Origin of the sequence: Acididesulfobacillus acetoxydans (genome assembly GCF_902729405.1) — a bacterium.
In the GTDB taxonomy this organism is placed as follows: domain Bacteria; phylum Bacillota; class Desulfitobacteriia; order Desulfitobacteriales; family Desulfitobacteriaceae; genus Acididesulfobacillus; species Acididesulfobacillus acetoxydans.
Genome location: NZ_LR746496.1, coordinates 204,158 through 221,199, shown reverse-complemented (window position 1 = coordinate 221,199; position 17,042 = coordinate 204,158). Strand labels below are relative to the sequence as shown.

Below are 17,042 nucleotides of genomic sequence, written 5' to 3'. Positions count from 1 at the left end.
GGATTTTCGTCTGCATCAGTAATTCTGTCAGGCGCCCCAATTTCGTCGGTGGCAGTGACTCCATCGGATTTATTGAATTCGTCGGCGTCAGCAACGTCTTCAGTCGTTCTTTGGGAGGGCGTTGATCAGTCGGACACGCAAAACGGGCGCGATGTGCAGTATGATGCGCGGTACGACGTGTTCTACGAAGAAGTGAACATTCTGGATGCCCAGGCTCTACAGCTTTGCGTGGAGAGGATACGCCCGGACTGGGTCTTTCATCTGGCGGGGATCGCCTCCGTACAGTATTCCTGGCAAGAGCCGGGTAAGACATTTGCCATTAACGTGCTGGGCACGATCAACCTTTTGCAGGCTTTGGCGGGGACAGGAGTCCAAGCCATTCTCCAGATAGGTTCCTCGGAGGTGTATGGCCCCGGCAAAACGGTGGGAGAGAAATTCCACGAAGCGTCTTGTCCTAACCCGCAGAGTCCCTATGCGACTTCGAAATATGCGGCTGAACGTAGTGCTTTACAGTTGGGACAAAAACTCAGCCTGCCGGTGCTGGCAGTGCGACCGTTTAATCATATCGGTCCGGGCCAAGCAGAGGGTTTTGTCATTCCCGACTTTGCCCGGGAACTCGTTCGGGCTGCCCGAGGTCGGGGAAGCGTTGCCACCGGGCGTTTGGATGTTTATCGCGATTTTACCGATGTCCGGGATGTGGTCCATGCCTACCGCTTGTTGGCTGAGCGCGGGAGTGCGGGCGAAGTCTATAATATTTGTTCCGGGCGGGCCAGACAATTGAGCGATATCTTAGACATGATGCGCCGGACCTACGGCGACCTGACGGTTATCCCGGATGCGAGCAAAATGCGACCGACAGAAAACATCTATTCAGTGGGTGATCCGGGCAAGATCCGGAAGACAACCGGGTGGGAACCCGTTTATACCTTGGAGCAGAGTGTGAAGGATGTTTTGGCAGAGTGGGAGGAGCGCATCCGTGACCGCGGGGATGCGTCTTGACATTGCCGGTGAGGCAATGCCGCAGTTAGACTAAACCGGAGATGTTGTTCCTTGACGTTCCTTTTAGATTAGCGGCTCAAAAGTCAGAGGGTGGGTTGGGTTTTTGGTGTCTCCGGGTTGTGTGGGGGCACCCCCCCCCGGAGAGACAGTCATTAAAGCTCAGGAAGGATCAGATGCATGAAGAACGCGCTTATCACAGGGGTTACCGGGCAGGATGGCTCCTATCTCAGCGAGCTGCTGCTGGAAAAAGGTTATAAGGTCTATGGCATCATGCGCCGCAAAAGCAAAGTGGACTATGGCACGGTTGAACATCTAAAAAATGAGATTGAGTTTATCTACGCCGATATGACGGATCTGGCTTCCCTCATTCGGGCCCTGAAGATCGCCCAGGCCGACGAAGTCTATAACCTGGCGGCCCAGTCTTTTGTTGCTACATCTTGGGAACAGCCTTTGGCTACGGCGGAAATAGATGCCATCGGGGTGACAAATCTTTTGGAAGCTATCCGGGCGGTGAAGCCGGAGGCACACTTCTACCAGGCCTCTACCAGTGAAATGTTTGGCTTGGTGCAGGAGACGCCTCAGACGGAGAAGACCCCGTTCTACCCGCGCAGCCCCTACGGAGTGGCGAAACTCTACGGGCATTGGATCACAAAGAACTACCGCGAGAGCTTCGGCATGTATGCCTGTTCCGGCATCCTCTTCAATCACGAATCTCCCCGGCGCGGGCTGGAATTCGTCACGCGCAAGATTACGGATGCCGTGGCCCGCATTAAATTCGGGCTTCAGGATAAGCTTTATTTGGGAAATATGGATGCCAAACGGGACTGGGGCTATGCCGGAGACTACGTCCGGGCGATGTGGCTCATGCTGCAACAGCCCGAAGCGGACGATTATGTGATCGCGTCCGGGGAAACGCATTCCGTGCGTGAGCTTGTGGCGTTGGCTTTCTGCCATGCCGGGATCGAACTTGTCTGGAGCGGAACGGGCCTGGAAGAAGAAGGATTAGATCGGGAGACCGGGAAGGTCTTGGTCGGAGTGGATCCGAAGTTCTTCCGTCCGGCCGAGGTGGAGGTGCTTCTCGGCAATCCGGCCAAAGCGCGCACGATCTTGGGTTGGGAAGCGGAAGTGGGCTTTGACGAGCTTGTGCGGAGGATGGCGGAAGAAGATTTAAAGAGGGTCAGCAGGGAGGCCGGGGAGAATGTCGGGGGTCTTTGGGTGAGGGAGAACCGGCCCTTGGAGAGAATCGTAGGGTGTAAGGACAATCTTAAGGCACGGGCGCAGGCTTACCCAGAGGGCAGTGCGGACCGGCGGCTGTCTTCGGATGCGGATGGGGTCGCGAACGGAGAGAGTGCCTGATGCTCTCAGTTCTGCGTGAGCTCTATGCCTACCGGGAAATGTACAAGAATATGGTGAAGCGCAATCTGCGCACGCGCTACAAGGCCTCGTTTTTTGGGTTTCTTTGGACCTTCATCAATCCTTTGCTGCAACTCGTGGTCTATTCTGTGGTATTTTCAACGATTATGCGTATGAACATCAAGAACTATCCTATGTTTCTCTTTGTGGTGTTGCTGCCGTGGATATTTTTTGCCAACACGACCCAGGAAGCAACCGGTCTCATTGTCAGCAACAACAATATCATCAAGAAGGTCTACTTTCCGCGGGAAATTCTGCCACTCGCCTCAACGACAGCAGGTTTGGTTAATCTGGGATTGAGTTTTCTTATCGCTTTTGTCGCTTTGCTTCTTTTTCGTATTCCTCTGACACTGAGCCTCGCTGCCTTGCCCCTGGTGATGATCCTGGAATTTATTTTTACATTAGGTGTGAGTCTGCTGGTGGCGGCTATCACAGTGTATTTCCGGGATGTGGAACACATCTGGGGGATTTTGATGATGGCATGGTTTTATCTGACCCCTATCGTCTACCCGCTAAACGTTGCACCCGGAAAATACCTGAAGTACCTCTTTCTCAACCCCATGGTGACCCTGACAGAGGCTTACAGGGATATCCTCTATTATGGGGTCTTTCCTTACTTTCCCGGATTGGGGGTTTTTGCCCTCATGTCCTGTTTCGTTCTTGTTTTTGGTTATCTGGTATTTAGACGCCTGTCCAAAGGGTTTGCGGAACAGGTATAGGAGATAATTCAACTTATGGGTAGTGTAAACTTATGGATTGTGTAATTGAAGCCGCGGACGTCTGGAAAATGTTCCGCCTCTACCATGACCGGGCCCCAACCTTGAAGGAACAGGTCTTGTTCAGCCACAGGCGCAAATACGATGAACTGTGGGTCTTGAAGGGCGTTGATCTCAAGGTTGAAAAGGGCAGGACGTTGGGGCTGATCGGCCAGAACGGTTCCGGCAAGAGCACTTTCTTAAAACTGTTGACCCGGATCATCTATCCGGACCGGGGAAACGTCAAGATCAAGGGAAAAGTGTCCAGTCTTTTGGAGTTGGGTGCGGGCTTTCACCCAGACTTCAGCGGGTTGGAGAATATTTATATGAACGCGGCAATCTTCGGCCTGACGAAAAAGGAAATCGACCGGAGACTGGAAGAGATCATTGATTTTTCCGAGCTGGAGGAGTTCATAGACAGTCCGGTGCGAACCTATTCTTCAGGCATGTATATGCGCTTGGCCTTTTCCATCGCTATCAACGTGGACCCGGATATTCTCCTTGTCGACGAGATTCTGGCGGTGGGCGATGAGGGGTTTCAGAAGAAGTGTTTCAATAAGATGAAGTCCTTCAAATCCCAGGGCGCTACGATCGTGATCGTGTCGCATAGCCTGGGACAGCTGGAGATGCTTTGTGATGAACTGGCTTGGCTGCATGAAGGAGTTCTGTTGGAGCAGGGTGTTCCGGCAGACGTAATAGGAAAATACCGGACGGAGGTATTTGCAGCGGAAGATCGAAGGGCCGAGACAAAAAGCAGGTTGCAGGCAGAGCACGTGCGTGAAGAGGCTACACCGGATCCCGAAAGAAACAGCCTGGACGACCCCGAAGAGGGGGACATTCCAATCGAAATCACTCCGCCCAAGCGGCGCGGAAACGGCTCCGTGGAGATAACCGGAGTGGCGTTTATGGATCGAAGCGGTCGGGGCAAGACCAGATTTGAAAGTGGAGAACCGTGTGTCATCGAAATGCGCTGCCACAAGCACAAGCCGGTGGACAACCTGGTTTTTGGGATTGCCATCTACCGCAACGATGATCTTTGGTGTTATGGGACGAATACGTTGATCGACAGACAGCCCACGGATGTTCAGATCATGGGCGACGGGATCGTTGTGCGGGTCAATATCGCCAAGCTGAATCTGGTGGAAGGCGAGTATTACCTCAATGTCGCCTGCAGCGACGGATTGGCTACAGAGTACGACTATCTCGTTCGCTGCCTCGACTTTACAGTCTATTCTCAGATAAAAGATGTCGGAGTCTGCAGGCTGGAACACCGGTGGGAGATCTCGGGTTTGAACGACAGGGGTGCAGCGGTGGCGGCGGAAAGATAGCCGCTGTTTCGAAGACAAGATCGGTACCAATGGACAAGAATGCGGGAGAAGCGTTAGATTCTCATAGGGGTGAAACATGGCAAACGCACAATTGACGGTTGAAGAAGTGATGGAGAGAATCCGGGAGGCCATGAAGGCCAAACGGTCTATGGTTTCTGCCCGGGGGGCCGGCGGGGGGCTTGGCGGTAGCGAAGTTCCCGCGGAGGGAGAGTTCAGCCGCCTGGAGGCTGAACTGAGGCAGAGTAACTTAAAGTGGAATGTGAACGCTGAGTATCCGATTACGTCGCACCGCAAAACGATCGGTCGTTTCATCGTGTTCGGTAAGAAGGTGGTGCGAAAATTCCTGCGCTGGTATGTCAATCCGCCTGTAGATCAGCAAAGGGAGTTTAACGGGAGTGTGACGCGCGCCCTTAATCTCTTGGGCGAGCTTGCCCGCAATCAATCCCTGGCTCTTCGGGGTGCTAGGGACCGGATCCAAGAACTGGAGAACCTGCTGAACGATATCGGGAACCAGTTTGCGGAACTTAGCAGTGCCGGGGCGGGACTTGGGGCGCTGAGCGACGGGCTACAGGACAAGGCCGACCGGAACGATGTAGAACTTTTGAAGGAGTACCTCGCGGGGAAAGTTGGCGCAGAAGAACTGGAAGAGGTGAGAGGGCTCCTGGATAGCAAAGCGGATGAATCCAAGCTGGAAGCGATCCGGGACATGCTGGCTGATAAGGCGGAGCGGAGTGAGTTGGATAGTGTCAGAGCGTCTGTATTGTCAGAACGAAACGAAGTCTTGGCTCTGGCAGACGAACAGGCTAAGCGCCGACTGGAACCCGAGCTGATGTTGGTTGCAGATCGGTTGAGGCGTCTGGAAAGAAGGATTAATAAAGGACTTCATATCGAGCCTGGGGTCCGGACCGTCGAACGTCTTGTGCGGGAAGACAAAGAGGAGAACCCAGACATAGATTATTTTCTCTTCGAACAGAGATTCCGAGGCAGCCGAGAAGACATAAAGGAGAGACAGCGAGTCTATCTCGACTACTTCAAGGGAAAAAGCAAGGTTCTGGATATTGGCTGCGGACGCGGAGAATTCGTGGAACTCCTGCAGGAAAACGGGATCGGCGTTCAGGGCATAGATATCAACGAGGATATGGTGGGGTATTGTCAGGACAGGGGCTTACCTGTACTTCAGGCAGACCTCTTTTCCTATTTGGAAGGTCTTGAGGACAACAGCTTGGATGGGATCTTTGCGGCCCAGGTGATTGAGCATTTGAAACCTAATAGCCTTGTTCGCTTTATGGAGTTAACCCACCTCAAGCTTAAATGTGGCGGTATTCTCATGGTGGAAACAATTAATCCACATAACATATCGGCCGTCTGCACTTGGTTCAACATGGACATATCCCATGAAAAACCGATTCTTCCGGAAACATTGAGCTTCCTTTCAGAATGCGCTGGCTTTAAAATCTTAAAACAGCTTGATCTGCACCCGGATGAATTGTCAAGAATCCCCGAAGGTGGTGACGTGAGAGGTCAAGACGGCACAATCATACAACTTGTCAATCGGTTTAATTATTTGTTCTATAGTGCCCACGATTATGCTCTCATCTTAAGCAAGGGGGTGATATGCAAGCGTGGGTCTTAAGTCAAAGGTAGTTTTGGCGCATCAGACATTGACCGGCGGTGATGCCATTGGGCACGATATTCTTGGCATGTACCGCACGCTAACAGGCTTGGGTTATGAAGCCTACATCTATGCGGAGAATTATTTGGGTGATCTAGCCAGTTTCAGGTTCGACAAACGTGAGCTTTTGCGTCTTATAAGCCGACCGGACAACGTCTTAATCTACCATCACAGTGTTTTCTGGGCTGAGGGTGAAGAGATACTTAAGCGTTGCAAAGCGCGGGTGATCCTAAAGTATCATAACATAACTCCACCGGAGTTCTTCGAGCCGTATTCTCCATTGCATTTCGATCAGACATCAAAAGGCAGGGAGCAGACCGCGAGGTTGCTGGAGAGCATTGATCAAGGATGGTGGTTCGCAGATTCGGAGTTCAATAGGCAGGATTTGTTGGGTTGCGGGTTGTGCAAAGAAAGGGCCGTAGTTGTTCCTCCTTTTCATTCCTTGGAGGCTTGGGCAGAAGTAAAACCCAATATATCCTTGGTCAGGAACGTCCTGATGAGTAAGCGAAAGCAGATTTTCTTCCTTGGTAGAGTTGCCCCCAACAAAGGTCATAAACATTTACTTGGTATCGTAAAAGCCTTCAGGGCGACCTTTCACGAAGAGATTCATTTGTGGATTACGGGGGGTATTGATCCCTACCTGGGAGGCTATATGGATGAACTCAACGACACGATTAGGGATGGACAACTGGAGGATAATGTAAGTTTTACTGATAAGCTTCCGCTACAAGACATTAAAGCGCTTTTTCTTGCTTCAGATGCGTTTCTCTGTATGAGCGAACATGAAGGCTTTTGCGTTCCAATCATAGAGGCGCAGTACCTCCGGCTGCCGCTGGTTACTTATGGGGGTACGGCATTGCGAGAGACTGCAGGAAGGAAGCAGATTGTGCTGGATACGGTGGACTATAATTTGGCGGCTGCTTCCCTTTACACAGTGTTCCACGATCGGGATGTTAAGGAATTTTGTCAAGAAGAGGGATATCAGAATGTGTCCGACAGATTTTCACATGAGAGAATTAAAGAGACATTCCGCCTGTCTTTCAACAAGGTAATAGGAAGTGAGCCGGCTTGAAAATTGCTATTGCGACAGTGCAGGTACCGTTTCTACGCGGCGGGGCGGAGATCCAAGCCCAGATGCTCCGCGATGCCCTCAAGACGAGGGGCCACGATGTTGATATCGTAACAATTCCGTTTAAGTGGTATCCAGCCCAGGCATTAATTGATGGAATTCTCCTTTCCCAGCTTGTTGACCTGACGGAGGTGAATGGTCAAAAGATAGATCTCCTTATCGGCATGAAATTTCCCGCCTACTACATCTCACATGAGAACAAGGTTCTCTGGCTTCTCCACCAACACAGGCAGGCTTATGAGTTGTGGAACACTGAGCATGGTGATTTGCACAACATGGAATCCGGTGCCGAAGTACGTCAGATCATTATAAATAATGACAACAGGCATCTAAGAGCCGCCAAGAGGATATTTACAGACTCGACTACGGTGGCAGATAGACTCCGACGCTACAATGGGATAGAGGCAAGCCCTCTCTATCATCCGCCGCTGCATTTTGAAAAATTCGGGCCTAAAGATTTTGGCGATTACATTTTCTATCCGAGCAGAATCAATGACATAAAACGCCAAGTACTTCTGGCAGAGTCGCTTAAGTATAGTAAATCTCCGGTAAAGGCTGTCCTAGCCGGGGCCGCGGACCCCAGGACAATGGAAAAAATCAAGGGTATTGTTCGGAGAGATGGGACCGAATCCAGACTAGAAATGCTTGGTTACATTAGTGATGAGGAAAAAATCCGGCTTTATTCGGAATGCTTGGGCGTCTATTTTGGCCCTTATCAAGAAGACTATGGCTATGTGACTTTAGAAGCGTTTTTCTCAGGGAAGCCCGTGATCACACACGTGGATTCCGGTGGACCTTTGGAGTTTGTCAATGAGTCCAACGGTTTCATTCTGAAACCCGAGCCCAGGGGAATTGCAGAGGCGATCGATCTGCTCTACAATAGGAAAGACACCGCCCGGAAGTTGGGAGCGAATGGTCGGGCTCTTATGGACACTCTGAACATAAGTTGGGATTACGTTATAGAAAGGTTAATCGGATGAAAATTGCCTACTTTAGCCCTCTGAATCCTCTCAAGAGTGGGATATCCGATTACTCAGAATTCCTCCTTCCCTACTTGAGCCGGTATAGCGAAATTGACCTATGGGTCGACGGCTTTAAGCCCGATAATCCTGCACTTAAGCGGTACAAGGTGATTGACCATGCAAGGAACAGGAATGCGCGTAAGAAGTTATCTGATTATGATGCTATCATTTACAACCTGGGTAACAATCCGCACTTTCATGCCGCTATCTATGATGTATTTCTTGAGTATCCCGGCTTTGTTATTCTACATGACTTCGTGTTGTATTATTTGGTGACGGGTTATTATCTGGATTACAGAAAGGATGTGAAGGCTTACGTTGAAGAACTCTATTATAACTATGGTGATGAAGGAATAAGAGCAGGCAGGGAGATACTTGGTGGAGATTCCCCTCCTCTTCAGCACAAGCATCCTGAGACACTGCCCTTGGTCAGGCGCGTTTTGGACAAAGCTAAGGGCATTATTGTGCATTCCGAGTACGCAAGGGAGAAGTTGCTGGAAGTAGGGAGCCCAAATTCTAGGGTGGCGCATATTAATCAGGTAAACTACAATAACGGTGGCAAAACCTCTCTGGAAGAAGTCAGGGCCATCAGAGCGAAATACCGAGTTGGGGACGCTAATCCCTTTGTGGCCTCTTTTGGCTATATAGCTCCTACAAAGAGGAATTACCAGGTTATTCAAGCTACTGGTGAGGTTGCGATCGATTCGGGTCTTGAGCTCAGCTACTTAATGGTCGGCGAGGGAGATTATGTCGATGCATGCTTAAACGAGAGGATCCGAAAGACGGGGTACATACCCCTCCCGGAGTTCGAAAGGTTGCTTGACACTGCTGACATCGTAGTCAATCTTCGCTATCCTTCGATGGGTGAGACCTCGGCTACGGTTCTTAGAGCCATGGCGGCAAGCAAGGCGTGCATCGTATCAGATGACGCATGGTTTTCTGAACTCCCGGATGACGCCGTGGTTAAGATTCCGGTAGACGAACGGGCTGAGAAGCCTGCATTGAAGAACGCCATTATTAGACTTGCAACCCACCCAGAGCTTAGGACAGAGCTGGGGCGCAAGGCAAGGGACTACGTACTCGCTAAGCACGATGGGGATACGATTGCGAGGGAAGTAAGCGCATTCCTCTCAAAAGACTTGTTGGGGAGCCATACGGGTAAATATCTCGAGTCACTTGCCGAGAGACTCCTTGCTATAGGGCTGACTGAGCATAACGAGGCCTATTTGAGAGTATTAGCGGAACGGTTGGTTCGGGTCCTCTGAGTAGGTCTGGGATCCCATGAAAGCACCAGAACCGGAGGTAGAAGTCAAATTGAGGGTTGTTATTGACGGACAAAGCCTCCACAGCTCGCGAGCGGGTATAGGAAGCTACACCTACAACTTGGTCAAAACATATTTGCAGTTTGATGACGTATGTGGTGTCACCATAATAGCTTCTAAGGCTTGCGACACCGCTGAAAAGCTATTTTCCCAGTTGACCACTGTTCCAGCCGGGAGGAGTCTAGACAAGTATCTGCCTTTCGACGCGCTCGGACTCTCGCAGAAGTTCGACGTGTATCACGAGCCTAACTACATCCCTCGGCCATTCAAGAAGGTAACTGTTATTAACATTTTCGATATGTCATACGTGCTCTATCCGCAGTACCATCCCCGGAGACGGGTGGAGATGCTGAGGTTCTTTGAGCATCGTATGAGGGCAGCTGACAGGATCATTACCGCCTCACACAGTGCAAAAGGGGAAATTGTGGATCTTCTTAAGGTCCCGGCCAGCAAGGTAGCAGTTACTCCGCTTGGAGTGTCGTCAGGGTTCGGGCGCAATCGGGAAGACGAGATCCTTTTTCAAACACTGCGGAGCAGGTATGGTCTGCCGGAGTACTTTCTTCTGTATGTAGGAACTATCGAACCAAGAAAGAACTTAGAACGTTTGGTTGAGGCATATGGCATGGCTAAACAGCGGTTGGGCAGTTCTTCTTTAGGGCTGGTATTGGCAGGCGGAAAAGGATGGCTGGACGGGCCTATTTACCAACGTGTTCAAGATTTGGGCTTGATGCATGATGTCACTTTCACGGGCTACGTGCCCGATCAGGACTTGCCCACTCTCTACAACATGGCGATGGCTTTTGTTTATCCATCGCTCTACGAAGGCTTTGGACTACCCCCTTTAGAAGCGATGGCTTGTGGAGTTCCGGTGATCACTTCGAATGTTTCCTCACTGCCGGAAGTGGTAGGAGAGGCTGGAATAATGGTAGATCCTTATGATGTCGAAGAACTCAGCAACGCCATTGTACGGGTCGTATCGTCGCACGAGCTCCGCCAAACCCTATCGGATAAAGGTGTTCGACGGGCTGCCCAGTTCACATGGGAAGAGTGTGCACTAAAGACGTGGTCGGTTTACCAGGAATGTTACGAGTCTAGAAAATGAGGGAGGATCAGCGGAGTGAAGCGTAAGACGGAAACCGGAGCGATGTTTGCCCTGCCTCTTCTCATTTTGACCATGCTCGTTTTCAACGCACGGATGATGAGCGCGCATTACATGGTGCGTAACGGCTTGAATCAAGCGGCCAAAGTCTACGGGGAACAGTTCACCATTGCGAAGCAAACGATAGAAGGCAGGCCCGGACAGACCCTAAGTGTGAATGTGACGGTGAAAAACACGAGCAATTTTATCTGGCCGGCCAGTGGGCCTAATCCCGTCCATATGTCTTATCACATTTTGGATAATCATAAAAAGATGGTTGTCGATGATGGGTTGCGAACGAACCTCCAAACCGATCTACAACCGGGGCAACAGGTAACTCTGCCCGTAGAGATGAAGGCTCCAGAACATCCGGGAAGCTATGTGATACAACTGGATATGGTACAAGAGGGGGTGACGTGGTTTGGAGAGAGGGGAGGAGAGATAATACCCCTTACTCTTCTCAACAAGTGAGACTGCAGTATGCGGAACGCCCTTGAAGAAGGCTAAATCGAAAAAAGCGTGGAAGCGGTGAGCCTATTTGGAAGTAGATGGCATCGGTCTTAGAATCAAAGCTGCATTGCTTAGAATTAAGGGAATTGATATTGGATCCGCTCTTATGTATTTCTATTTGTTAGCATTGGTTAGACAGATGATGTGGCTTGTCCCCAACGATATAGCTGCATGGATCTGCACGGTGCTACTTGCGTCCATCGGATGGATGATTTTCCTTAAATATTACGATGGATTTAAGGGAGAACGCAAGATAAAACTAGGTTTCGTCGTAATGGTTATTGTTCCTGTTACTATTCTATTCTTAATAAGACTTCCTTTTCCAGACACGTCTTACGACGTACTAAACTATCATCTCCTTGAAGCGCAGAGGTCACTTGCGGGGACAATCATGCCGAGAAGTGACGTTGACTATAATCTTCTCCCTAACTCGTTGCCCGACATGATTTTGGGGATATTCAGGTTCTTTCTGGGATATAGATTGGGGACAATAGGCAATTTATTAGCGATAATATGGCTGGCCGTGGAACTCAGAAATCTGCTTTCGAAAATGTTCAAGAATGACCAAATGATCAGCTTGAGTGTCCTAGCGATTTTGCTCTGTGAAAACATATTCTATGAAATTAACACCTACATGATAGATTTGCTTGCGCTGCCGCTACTGGTTCATCTACTGAATGTTTTGCTAGAGAAAGAGCCTAAAGTCAGCCGAAGCTATAAAGTGGTATATATGTCCTTTTTTGGTGGACTAGTGATCGCTTTAAAGCTGACGAATATCATCTTTGTTGTTCCGATATTGATAGTGGAGCTGTTTACCCAGTACCGCCAGGGAAAGCTCGAAATTTTGCAGGTAATCCTTATGCTTCCTTCTTTGCTTATAGGTTTATTCCCTTTTCATCTGTTCATGTGGGTTAAGACAGGCAATCCGATTTTCCCGTTTTACAACGGATTGTTCCACTCCCCTTTCTGGTCTTCTACTAATTTTAAGGACTTAAGGTGGGGCCCAATTAGCAACTCCGAGAAAGTTCTTTGGCCTATCATGGCGAATTTTTTGCCTAACCGAATATCTGAGTTGGCGCATTATTCCGGACGGCTATTATTGGGTATACTGGCAATTCCGCTGGCTGTCTTGACCAAGAAGAAACATGACTCCATTCTTCCGCTATCCGCTATATTTATCGTTAGTGCTGTATTATGGAGTATCTCCACCGGATACATTCGCTACGCCATTTTTCTTGATATACTTGGAGGATTGCTTTTTATCGTTACCATTGATGCTCTATATAGACTCTATTTTAGAAGCCTTCTTGGCATTATAATGGTCTTTATTTTGATTGTGGGGTTGCAGGTCCAGATACTTAGCGCACTCGATTTTTCTCTTTCATACAATTGGTCCTCAAACCCTACGGTTTTTGGCAACAAGGTAAGATTCTTGGAGGAGAGTAGAGATATACTTCACGACTACGATTTGACGAGTTTTCAATCAGCAAGTAATCGACACGTGCTCCGAACTGTCGGAGCATGGTTGGACACCAGCCCGTTAACGAGCGGAATAGAAATTGAACTTAAGTCTGATGTTCCCTTTGCCTTTCTAAGGGGATTTCGCCCTCCAAATGGTGAAATGGAGAGATTTCTCATGAAGAATGCGAACAAGAATATTTATACTATTTGTATGAGTAGTGATTTTACGGGGGTCCAGAGAACATTGGAGGCTTATAATCTCGGAGTGGTATCGGTTAGACGATTCATAGTTCCCTATTATTCCACATATACAAAGTTGAATGATCTATTGATCAGGGTCTCAAGCAACAAAAGCGTTGATCGGCAGTACAGCTATGGGGCGGCGCTACCAAAGGCTGCAGATAGGGTAAGTATAACCGCTATAACGCCTGTTCCGAGAGAAGTGACGCACGGCCAAGCTTTAGAACTATCTTTCAAGGTAAAAAATGCGAGCAATATAGCTTGGCCAATGGCGGGTGATAAGCGAGTTGATATTGGGGACCATTGGTTGACCGGAACGGGGAAAGTGGTTATTCATGATGATGGTAGAGGCCAGCTTCTCAAGGATTTAGAACCAGGCAAAGACCAAGTAATTGACTTAGACATAAAGACGCCAGAAGTTCCGGGAAAATATATTCTTCAGGTTGACATGGTACAGGAAGGTGTGAGATGGTTTAGTGATAAGGGCCCCGCACCGTTCCAGACGACAATAGTTGTTCATTAGGACTCATGTAATGAGGAGGAATTATGGAGATTGCGGTTTTGATTCCGTGTTATAATGAGGAGCTGACTATCTGCAGGGTGGTCAAGAGCTTCAACGAAGTGTTACCGATGGCGAGGGTTTACGTATACGATAATAATTCAACTGATAAAACAAAAATTGTTGCCACAGAATGTGGTGCGATCGTTAAAAGTGAAACTCAGCAGGGAAAAGGGAACGTAGTCCGGAGAATGTTTAGGGATATCGAAGCGGATTATTATGTCTTGGTGGATGGTGATGATACTTATGATGCATCTGTGGCAGCTGATATGGTGGAGATAGCTAGGGAGGAACAGTGCGATTTTGTAAACGCGGTAAGGATAAACGATCAAGAGGACGCCTATCGTGCCGGACATAAAATAGGTAACAGGCTGCTCACGGGTTCTGTTCGGTTTCTGTTTGGAAGCAGGGTAGAGGATATGCTATCTGGGTACAAGGTGCTTTCAAAAAGGTTTGTGAAATCTTTTCCCCTACTGTCTAGCGGTTTTGAAATAGAAACGGAGCTCGCGGTGCATGCGTTGATACTGGGGGTACCCATAGCTCATGTTTATGGGGACTATAGAGGCAGACCCGACGGATCCAGCAGTAAACTTAGGACGTATCGTGATGGCGTAAGGATCTTGACGCTGATTATAAATTTGTTCAAGCAGGAGCGCCCATTGGCGTTTTTCGGAATACTGGGCTCCATACTATTGATAGTAGCATGTGGCATGGTCTTTCCAGTTGTCATAACATATCTGCAGACCGGCCTTGTTCCGCGCTTACCGACAGCTATTCTGTCTATGGGCATCATGTTAAGCGCATTTTTGAGCTTTACTTGCGGCATTATACTGGATACAGTTACGAGAGGTAGACGAGAGGCGAGAATGCTACAGTATTTGTCCATTAAAGGATATTCTGATTAATGATGAATGCATAATTGGAAGGCTCACGGGGTCTGCCGTGTTCGTTTGCATAAAGGATAATCCGTCTTATAGGAGGCGCAAGGTTCCCAGTTTTAGAAGATGTGTAGAGGTAAGAGAATTTGGTCATCAAAACCAGTAAGAACGTAAAACAGTTTATTCTTTTTGGAATGGTCGGCATTGTAGGGTTTATCGTAGATTCAGCTACATTAACAGTCCTTGTGTCAATATTTCAAGCTAGTCCGTACGTGATTAGGGTTTGCTCGTACGTGGCTGCGGCATCGACAACATGGGCACTTAATAGAATTATCACCTTTCGGAGGGTCCGAGGGAAGGTCAAGAAAACCCAAGAATGGTTACGATTCCTTTCCGCCAACGCACCCGGAGCCCTTTTGAATTATCTCGTTTTTGCGGTCACTGTGTATCTTTTCCAATTGAAAACCCAGCGTTTATGGATAGCAGTAGGAATGGGGTCTCTTTCGGGTCTCTTTCTGAACTTTAACCTAACCAAGGCATTCGTTTTTAAAGAGCGGGAAAAGCCGTGAAGGCATACTCGAGGATCTGCGGAGGTTCATTGATAGCATAATGGTCTGCTTTTCCGGATATTCCTGTAAAGGCGAGCTAGTCTGTTTTTGCCTCGGACTGATGCGGGAAGGCCGACATTGATGGTTAATTTCTGTAGCAATCCAGAAACTGCTCAGCCGGCGAAGAGGCGCTGATCCGGATCATCATCCGCGCCCGTGTCGACGAGGATCATCTCACTGCCGGAATAAGCATTAAAGACGACTATGGACAAGTGGTGTTCGGAACGAATACTTATCATCTGGCAAAGGAAATCGCGGTTCAGGTGGGGCGGATCGTGAGCCTTGCTTTTGCGTTTAAAATGGATCTGGGCGAAGGACTCTACCATCTGACGGTGGCACTGCACACAGGCGGTTCCCACCGGCAGACTTGCTATCACTGGAAGGAGCGGGCCTGTGATTTTACGGTCAGCGGATTTAAGAGGGAATTTTTTGTGGGAATCGCGGGGCTGTATCCGGCGTTATCGTATGAACCGGTGAAACTGAGCGAATCGTTGCCACTTGACGTAGCTGCGAAGGTCGCGTTAGAGGTTATGGAGGCTCCGATGGAGATTCCCTGCGGCACGCGGTTCAGTGTCGGGGTAAACGTGATGAACAACTCAGGCAGGGATTTGGCGAGCCATCCGCCGAATCCGGTGCATCTTTCTTATCATTGGCTGAGGGTCGACGACCGTACAATAGCCGTTTTTGACGGGGACCGTTCCTTTCTGCTTCCTCCGGTGCCGGCGCTCGGTCACGGTACCTACAGGCTCAGTGTGCTCAGCCCGCCGGGTCCCGGCGATTATCTGTTAAGGATGACTCTGGTGCAGGAGCAGGTGTTTTGGTTTGACCAGGTTGCAGGTCATCACTTTGCCGACTGCCGCGTGAGGGTGAAATGATGAAAGTTGCTCTTGTCCATGACTGGCTCACGAATATGGGAGGCGCCGAGCGGGTTCTCTGCGTTCTGCGCGAACTGTTCCCCGAGGCACCGATCTATACCACTTTATTTGAGCCGGAAAAACTAGCCGACTGCCTGGCTCAGGCGGATGTGCGCACATCTTTTCTGCAACGTCTGCCCCGATGGCTGCGGCGGCATCAAAGGCTCTTGCCCTGGATGCCCTATGCTTTCGAGCAGTTTGATTTGAGCGGTTATGATCTCGTGATCAGCAGTTCGCACGCCTGCGCCAAGGGGGTTCTGACCCGCCCGGAAACCTTGCACGTCTGTTATTGTTATACCCCGATGCGCTATGCCTGGGATATGTACTACGATTACGTCCATACCCTTCATGGGCCGAAGCGCTGGCTGGCGGCCTGGTCTCTTCACCGGATTCGCCTCTGGGATTATATCAGTGCCCAGCGGGTGGATCGGTTTGTCGCCATTTCACGATCCGTGGCTGCGCGCATCCGCAAACATTATGGTGCGGCCTCTTCCGTTCTGGCCCCGCCGGTGGATCTCAGCCGCTTCCGCGCGGATGAGCCCAGGGAGGATTATTACGTTGTCGTTTCCCGGCTGGTTTCCTACAAGCGTGTGGATTTAGCCGTCGAGGCTTGTCTTCGTCTGCAGCGGCGACTCCTCGTCATCGGTGTCGGGCCTGAAGAAGAAGCCCTCAAACGAAAGTGTCCGACAGGGGCGGATATCCGGTTTCTCGGTTGGCAGAGTGAAGAAGCGGTTGCTGATTGTTTAGCCAGAGCGAAGGGTTTTCTCTTCCCGGGAGAAGAGGATTTCGGTCTGACGATGGTGGAAGCCTTGGCGTCCGGCTGTCCCGTGGTCGCTTATAACAGAGGAGGTGCCTTGGATATTCTCCGGGACGGAGAAACGGGCATCCTTTTTGCTGAGCAAAGTGTGGCGGGATTGGAGGAGGGCATTGTGCGTCTGGAGAGATCCTTGGCGGGGGCAGACGGGGCCTTCAGGCCGGAGCGCCTCAGGGCGGAAGCGGAGCGCTTCGGTAAAGAGAAGTTTAAAGAAGCTTTCACCAAGCTCATTGAGGGGATGGTGTGATTTCCGGACACGTGTTATAGACACGCGGGTAGG

At 49.8% G+C, this 17,042-nt stretch carries 14 protein-coding genes and 1 pseudogene; all 15 read left to right on the top strand.

All coding sequences use genetic code 11. The annotated features are described in order from the left end of the window. Positions 1-153: 153 nt before the first annotated feature. The 15 genes and pseudogenes from MNU25_RS00960 to MNU25_RS00895 all read left to right on the top strand — a co-directional run bounded on the left by MNU25_RS00960 (position 154) and on the right by MNU25_RS00895 (position 17,009). On the top strand, positions 154-999 hold the full coding sequence (locus MNU25_RS00960) for a GDP-mannose 4,6-dehydratase (protein WP_240983363.1): 846 nt from the start codon (positions 154-156) through the stop codon (positions 997-999). 177 nt (positions 1,000-1,176) lie between these two features. After that, complete coding sequence (gene gmd / locus MNU25_RS00955; RefSeq protein ID WP_240983362.1) at positions 1,177-2,355, top strand: GDP-mannose 4,6-dehydratase; 1,179 nt, start codon at positions 1,177-1,179, stop codon at positions 2,353-2,355. After that, the gene (locus tag MNU25_RS00950; protein ID WP_240983361.1) at positions 2,355-3,131 is read left to right on the top strand and encodes an ABC transporter permease; all 777 of its coding nucleotides are present in this window, start codon (positions 2,355-2,357) and stop codon (positions 3,129-3,131) included. The genes gmd and MNU25_RS00950 overlap by 1 nt, the downstream gene beginning before the upstream one ends. Before the next feature lie 32 nt (positions 3,132-3,163). Next, positions 3,164-4,495, top strand: a complete 1,332-nt coding sequence (locus MNU25_RS00945) for an ABC transporter ATP-binding protein (RefSeq protein ID WP_240983360.1) — start codon at positions 3,164-3,166, stop codon at positions 4,493-4,495. 76 nt (positions 4,496-4,571) lie between these two features. Further along, positions 4,572-6,128: a class I SAM-dependent methyltransferase gene (locus tag MNU25_RS00940; protein WP_240983359.1), complete on the top strand. Its 1,557-nt coding sequence runs from the start codon at positions 4,572-4,574 to the stop codon at positions 6,126-6,128. Beyond that, positions 6,118-7,239: a glycosyltransferase gene (locus MNU25_RS00935; protein ID WP_240983358.1), complete on the top strand. Its 1,122-nt coding sequence runs from the start codon at positions 6,118-6,120 to the stop codon at positions 7,237-7,239. Before MNU25_RS00940 ends, MNU25_RS00935 begins: the two co-directional genes overlap by 11 nt. After that, positions 7,236-8,276 (top strand): glycosyltransferase family 4 protein, encoded by a 1,041-nt coding sequence (locus MNU25_RS00930; protein WP_240983357.1) that lies wholly within the window; start codon positions 7,236-7,238, stop codon positions 8,274-8,276. Before MNU25_RS00935 ends, MNU25_RS00930 begins: the two co-directional genes overlap by 4 nt. Next, entirely contained in the window at positions 8,273-9,583 is a 1,311-nt protein-coding gene (locus MNU25_RS00925; protein WP_240983356.1) for a glycosyltransferase family 4 protein, read from the top strand. Before MNU25_RS00930 ends, MNU25_RS00925 begins: the two co-directional genes overlap by 4 nt. Positions 9,584-9,599: 16 nt before the next feature. Next, positions 9,600-10,742 (top strand): glycosyltransferase family 4 protein, encoded by a 1,143-nt coding sequence (locus tag MNU25_RS00920; RefSeq protein ID WP_240983355.1) that lies wholly within the window; start codon positions 9,600-9,602, stop codon positions 10,740-10,742. Between the two features lie 15 nt (positions 10,743-10,757). Next, positions 10,758-11,249, top strand: coding sequence for an NBR1-Ig-like domain-containing protein (locus MNU25_RS00915; RefSeq protein ID WP_240983354.1), 492 nt, complete (start codon positions 10,758-10,760; stop codon positions 11,247-11,249). Positions 11,250-11,316: 67 nt separating this feature from the next. Beyond that, the gene (locus tag MNU25_RS00910) at positions 11,317-13,512 is read left to right on the top strand and encodes a hypothetical protein (protein ID WP_240983353.1); all 2,196 of its coding nucleotides are present in this window, start codon (positions 11,317-11,319) and stop codon (positions 13,510-13,512) included. Positions 13,513-13,535: 23 nt separating this feature from the next. Then, positions 13,536-14,453: a glycosyltransferase family 2 protein gene (locus MNU25_RS00905; RefSeq protein WP_240983352.1), complete on the top strand. Its 918-nt coding sequence runs from the start codon at positions 13,536-13,538 to the stop codon at positions 14,451-14,453. Positions 14,454-14,620: 167 nt separating this feature from the next. Beyond that, on the top strand, positions 14,621-14,995 hold the full coding sequence (locus MNU25_RS20375) for a GtrA family protein (protein WP_372503602.1): 375 nt from the start codon (positions 14,621-14,623) through the stop codon (positions 14,993-14,995). 155 nt (positions 14,996-15,150) lie between these two features. Further along, positions 15,151-15,909 (top strand): annotated as a pseudogene (locus MNU25_RS00900) (Wzt carbohydrate-binding domain-containing protein); the annotation flags it as partial. After that, positions 15,906-17,009 carry a glycosyltransferase gene (locus tag MNU25_RS00895; protein ID WP_240983351.1) on the top strand — a complete coding sequence of 368 codons (1,104 nt, stop codon included), beginning with the start codon at positions 15,906-15,908 and terminating at the stop codon, positions 17,007-17,009. The pseudogene MNU25_RS00900 and the gene MNU25_RS00895, both read left to right, overlap by 4 nt. The last annotated feature ends 33 nt before the right edge of the window (positions 17,010-17,042 follow it).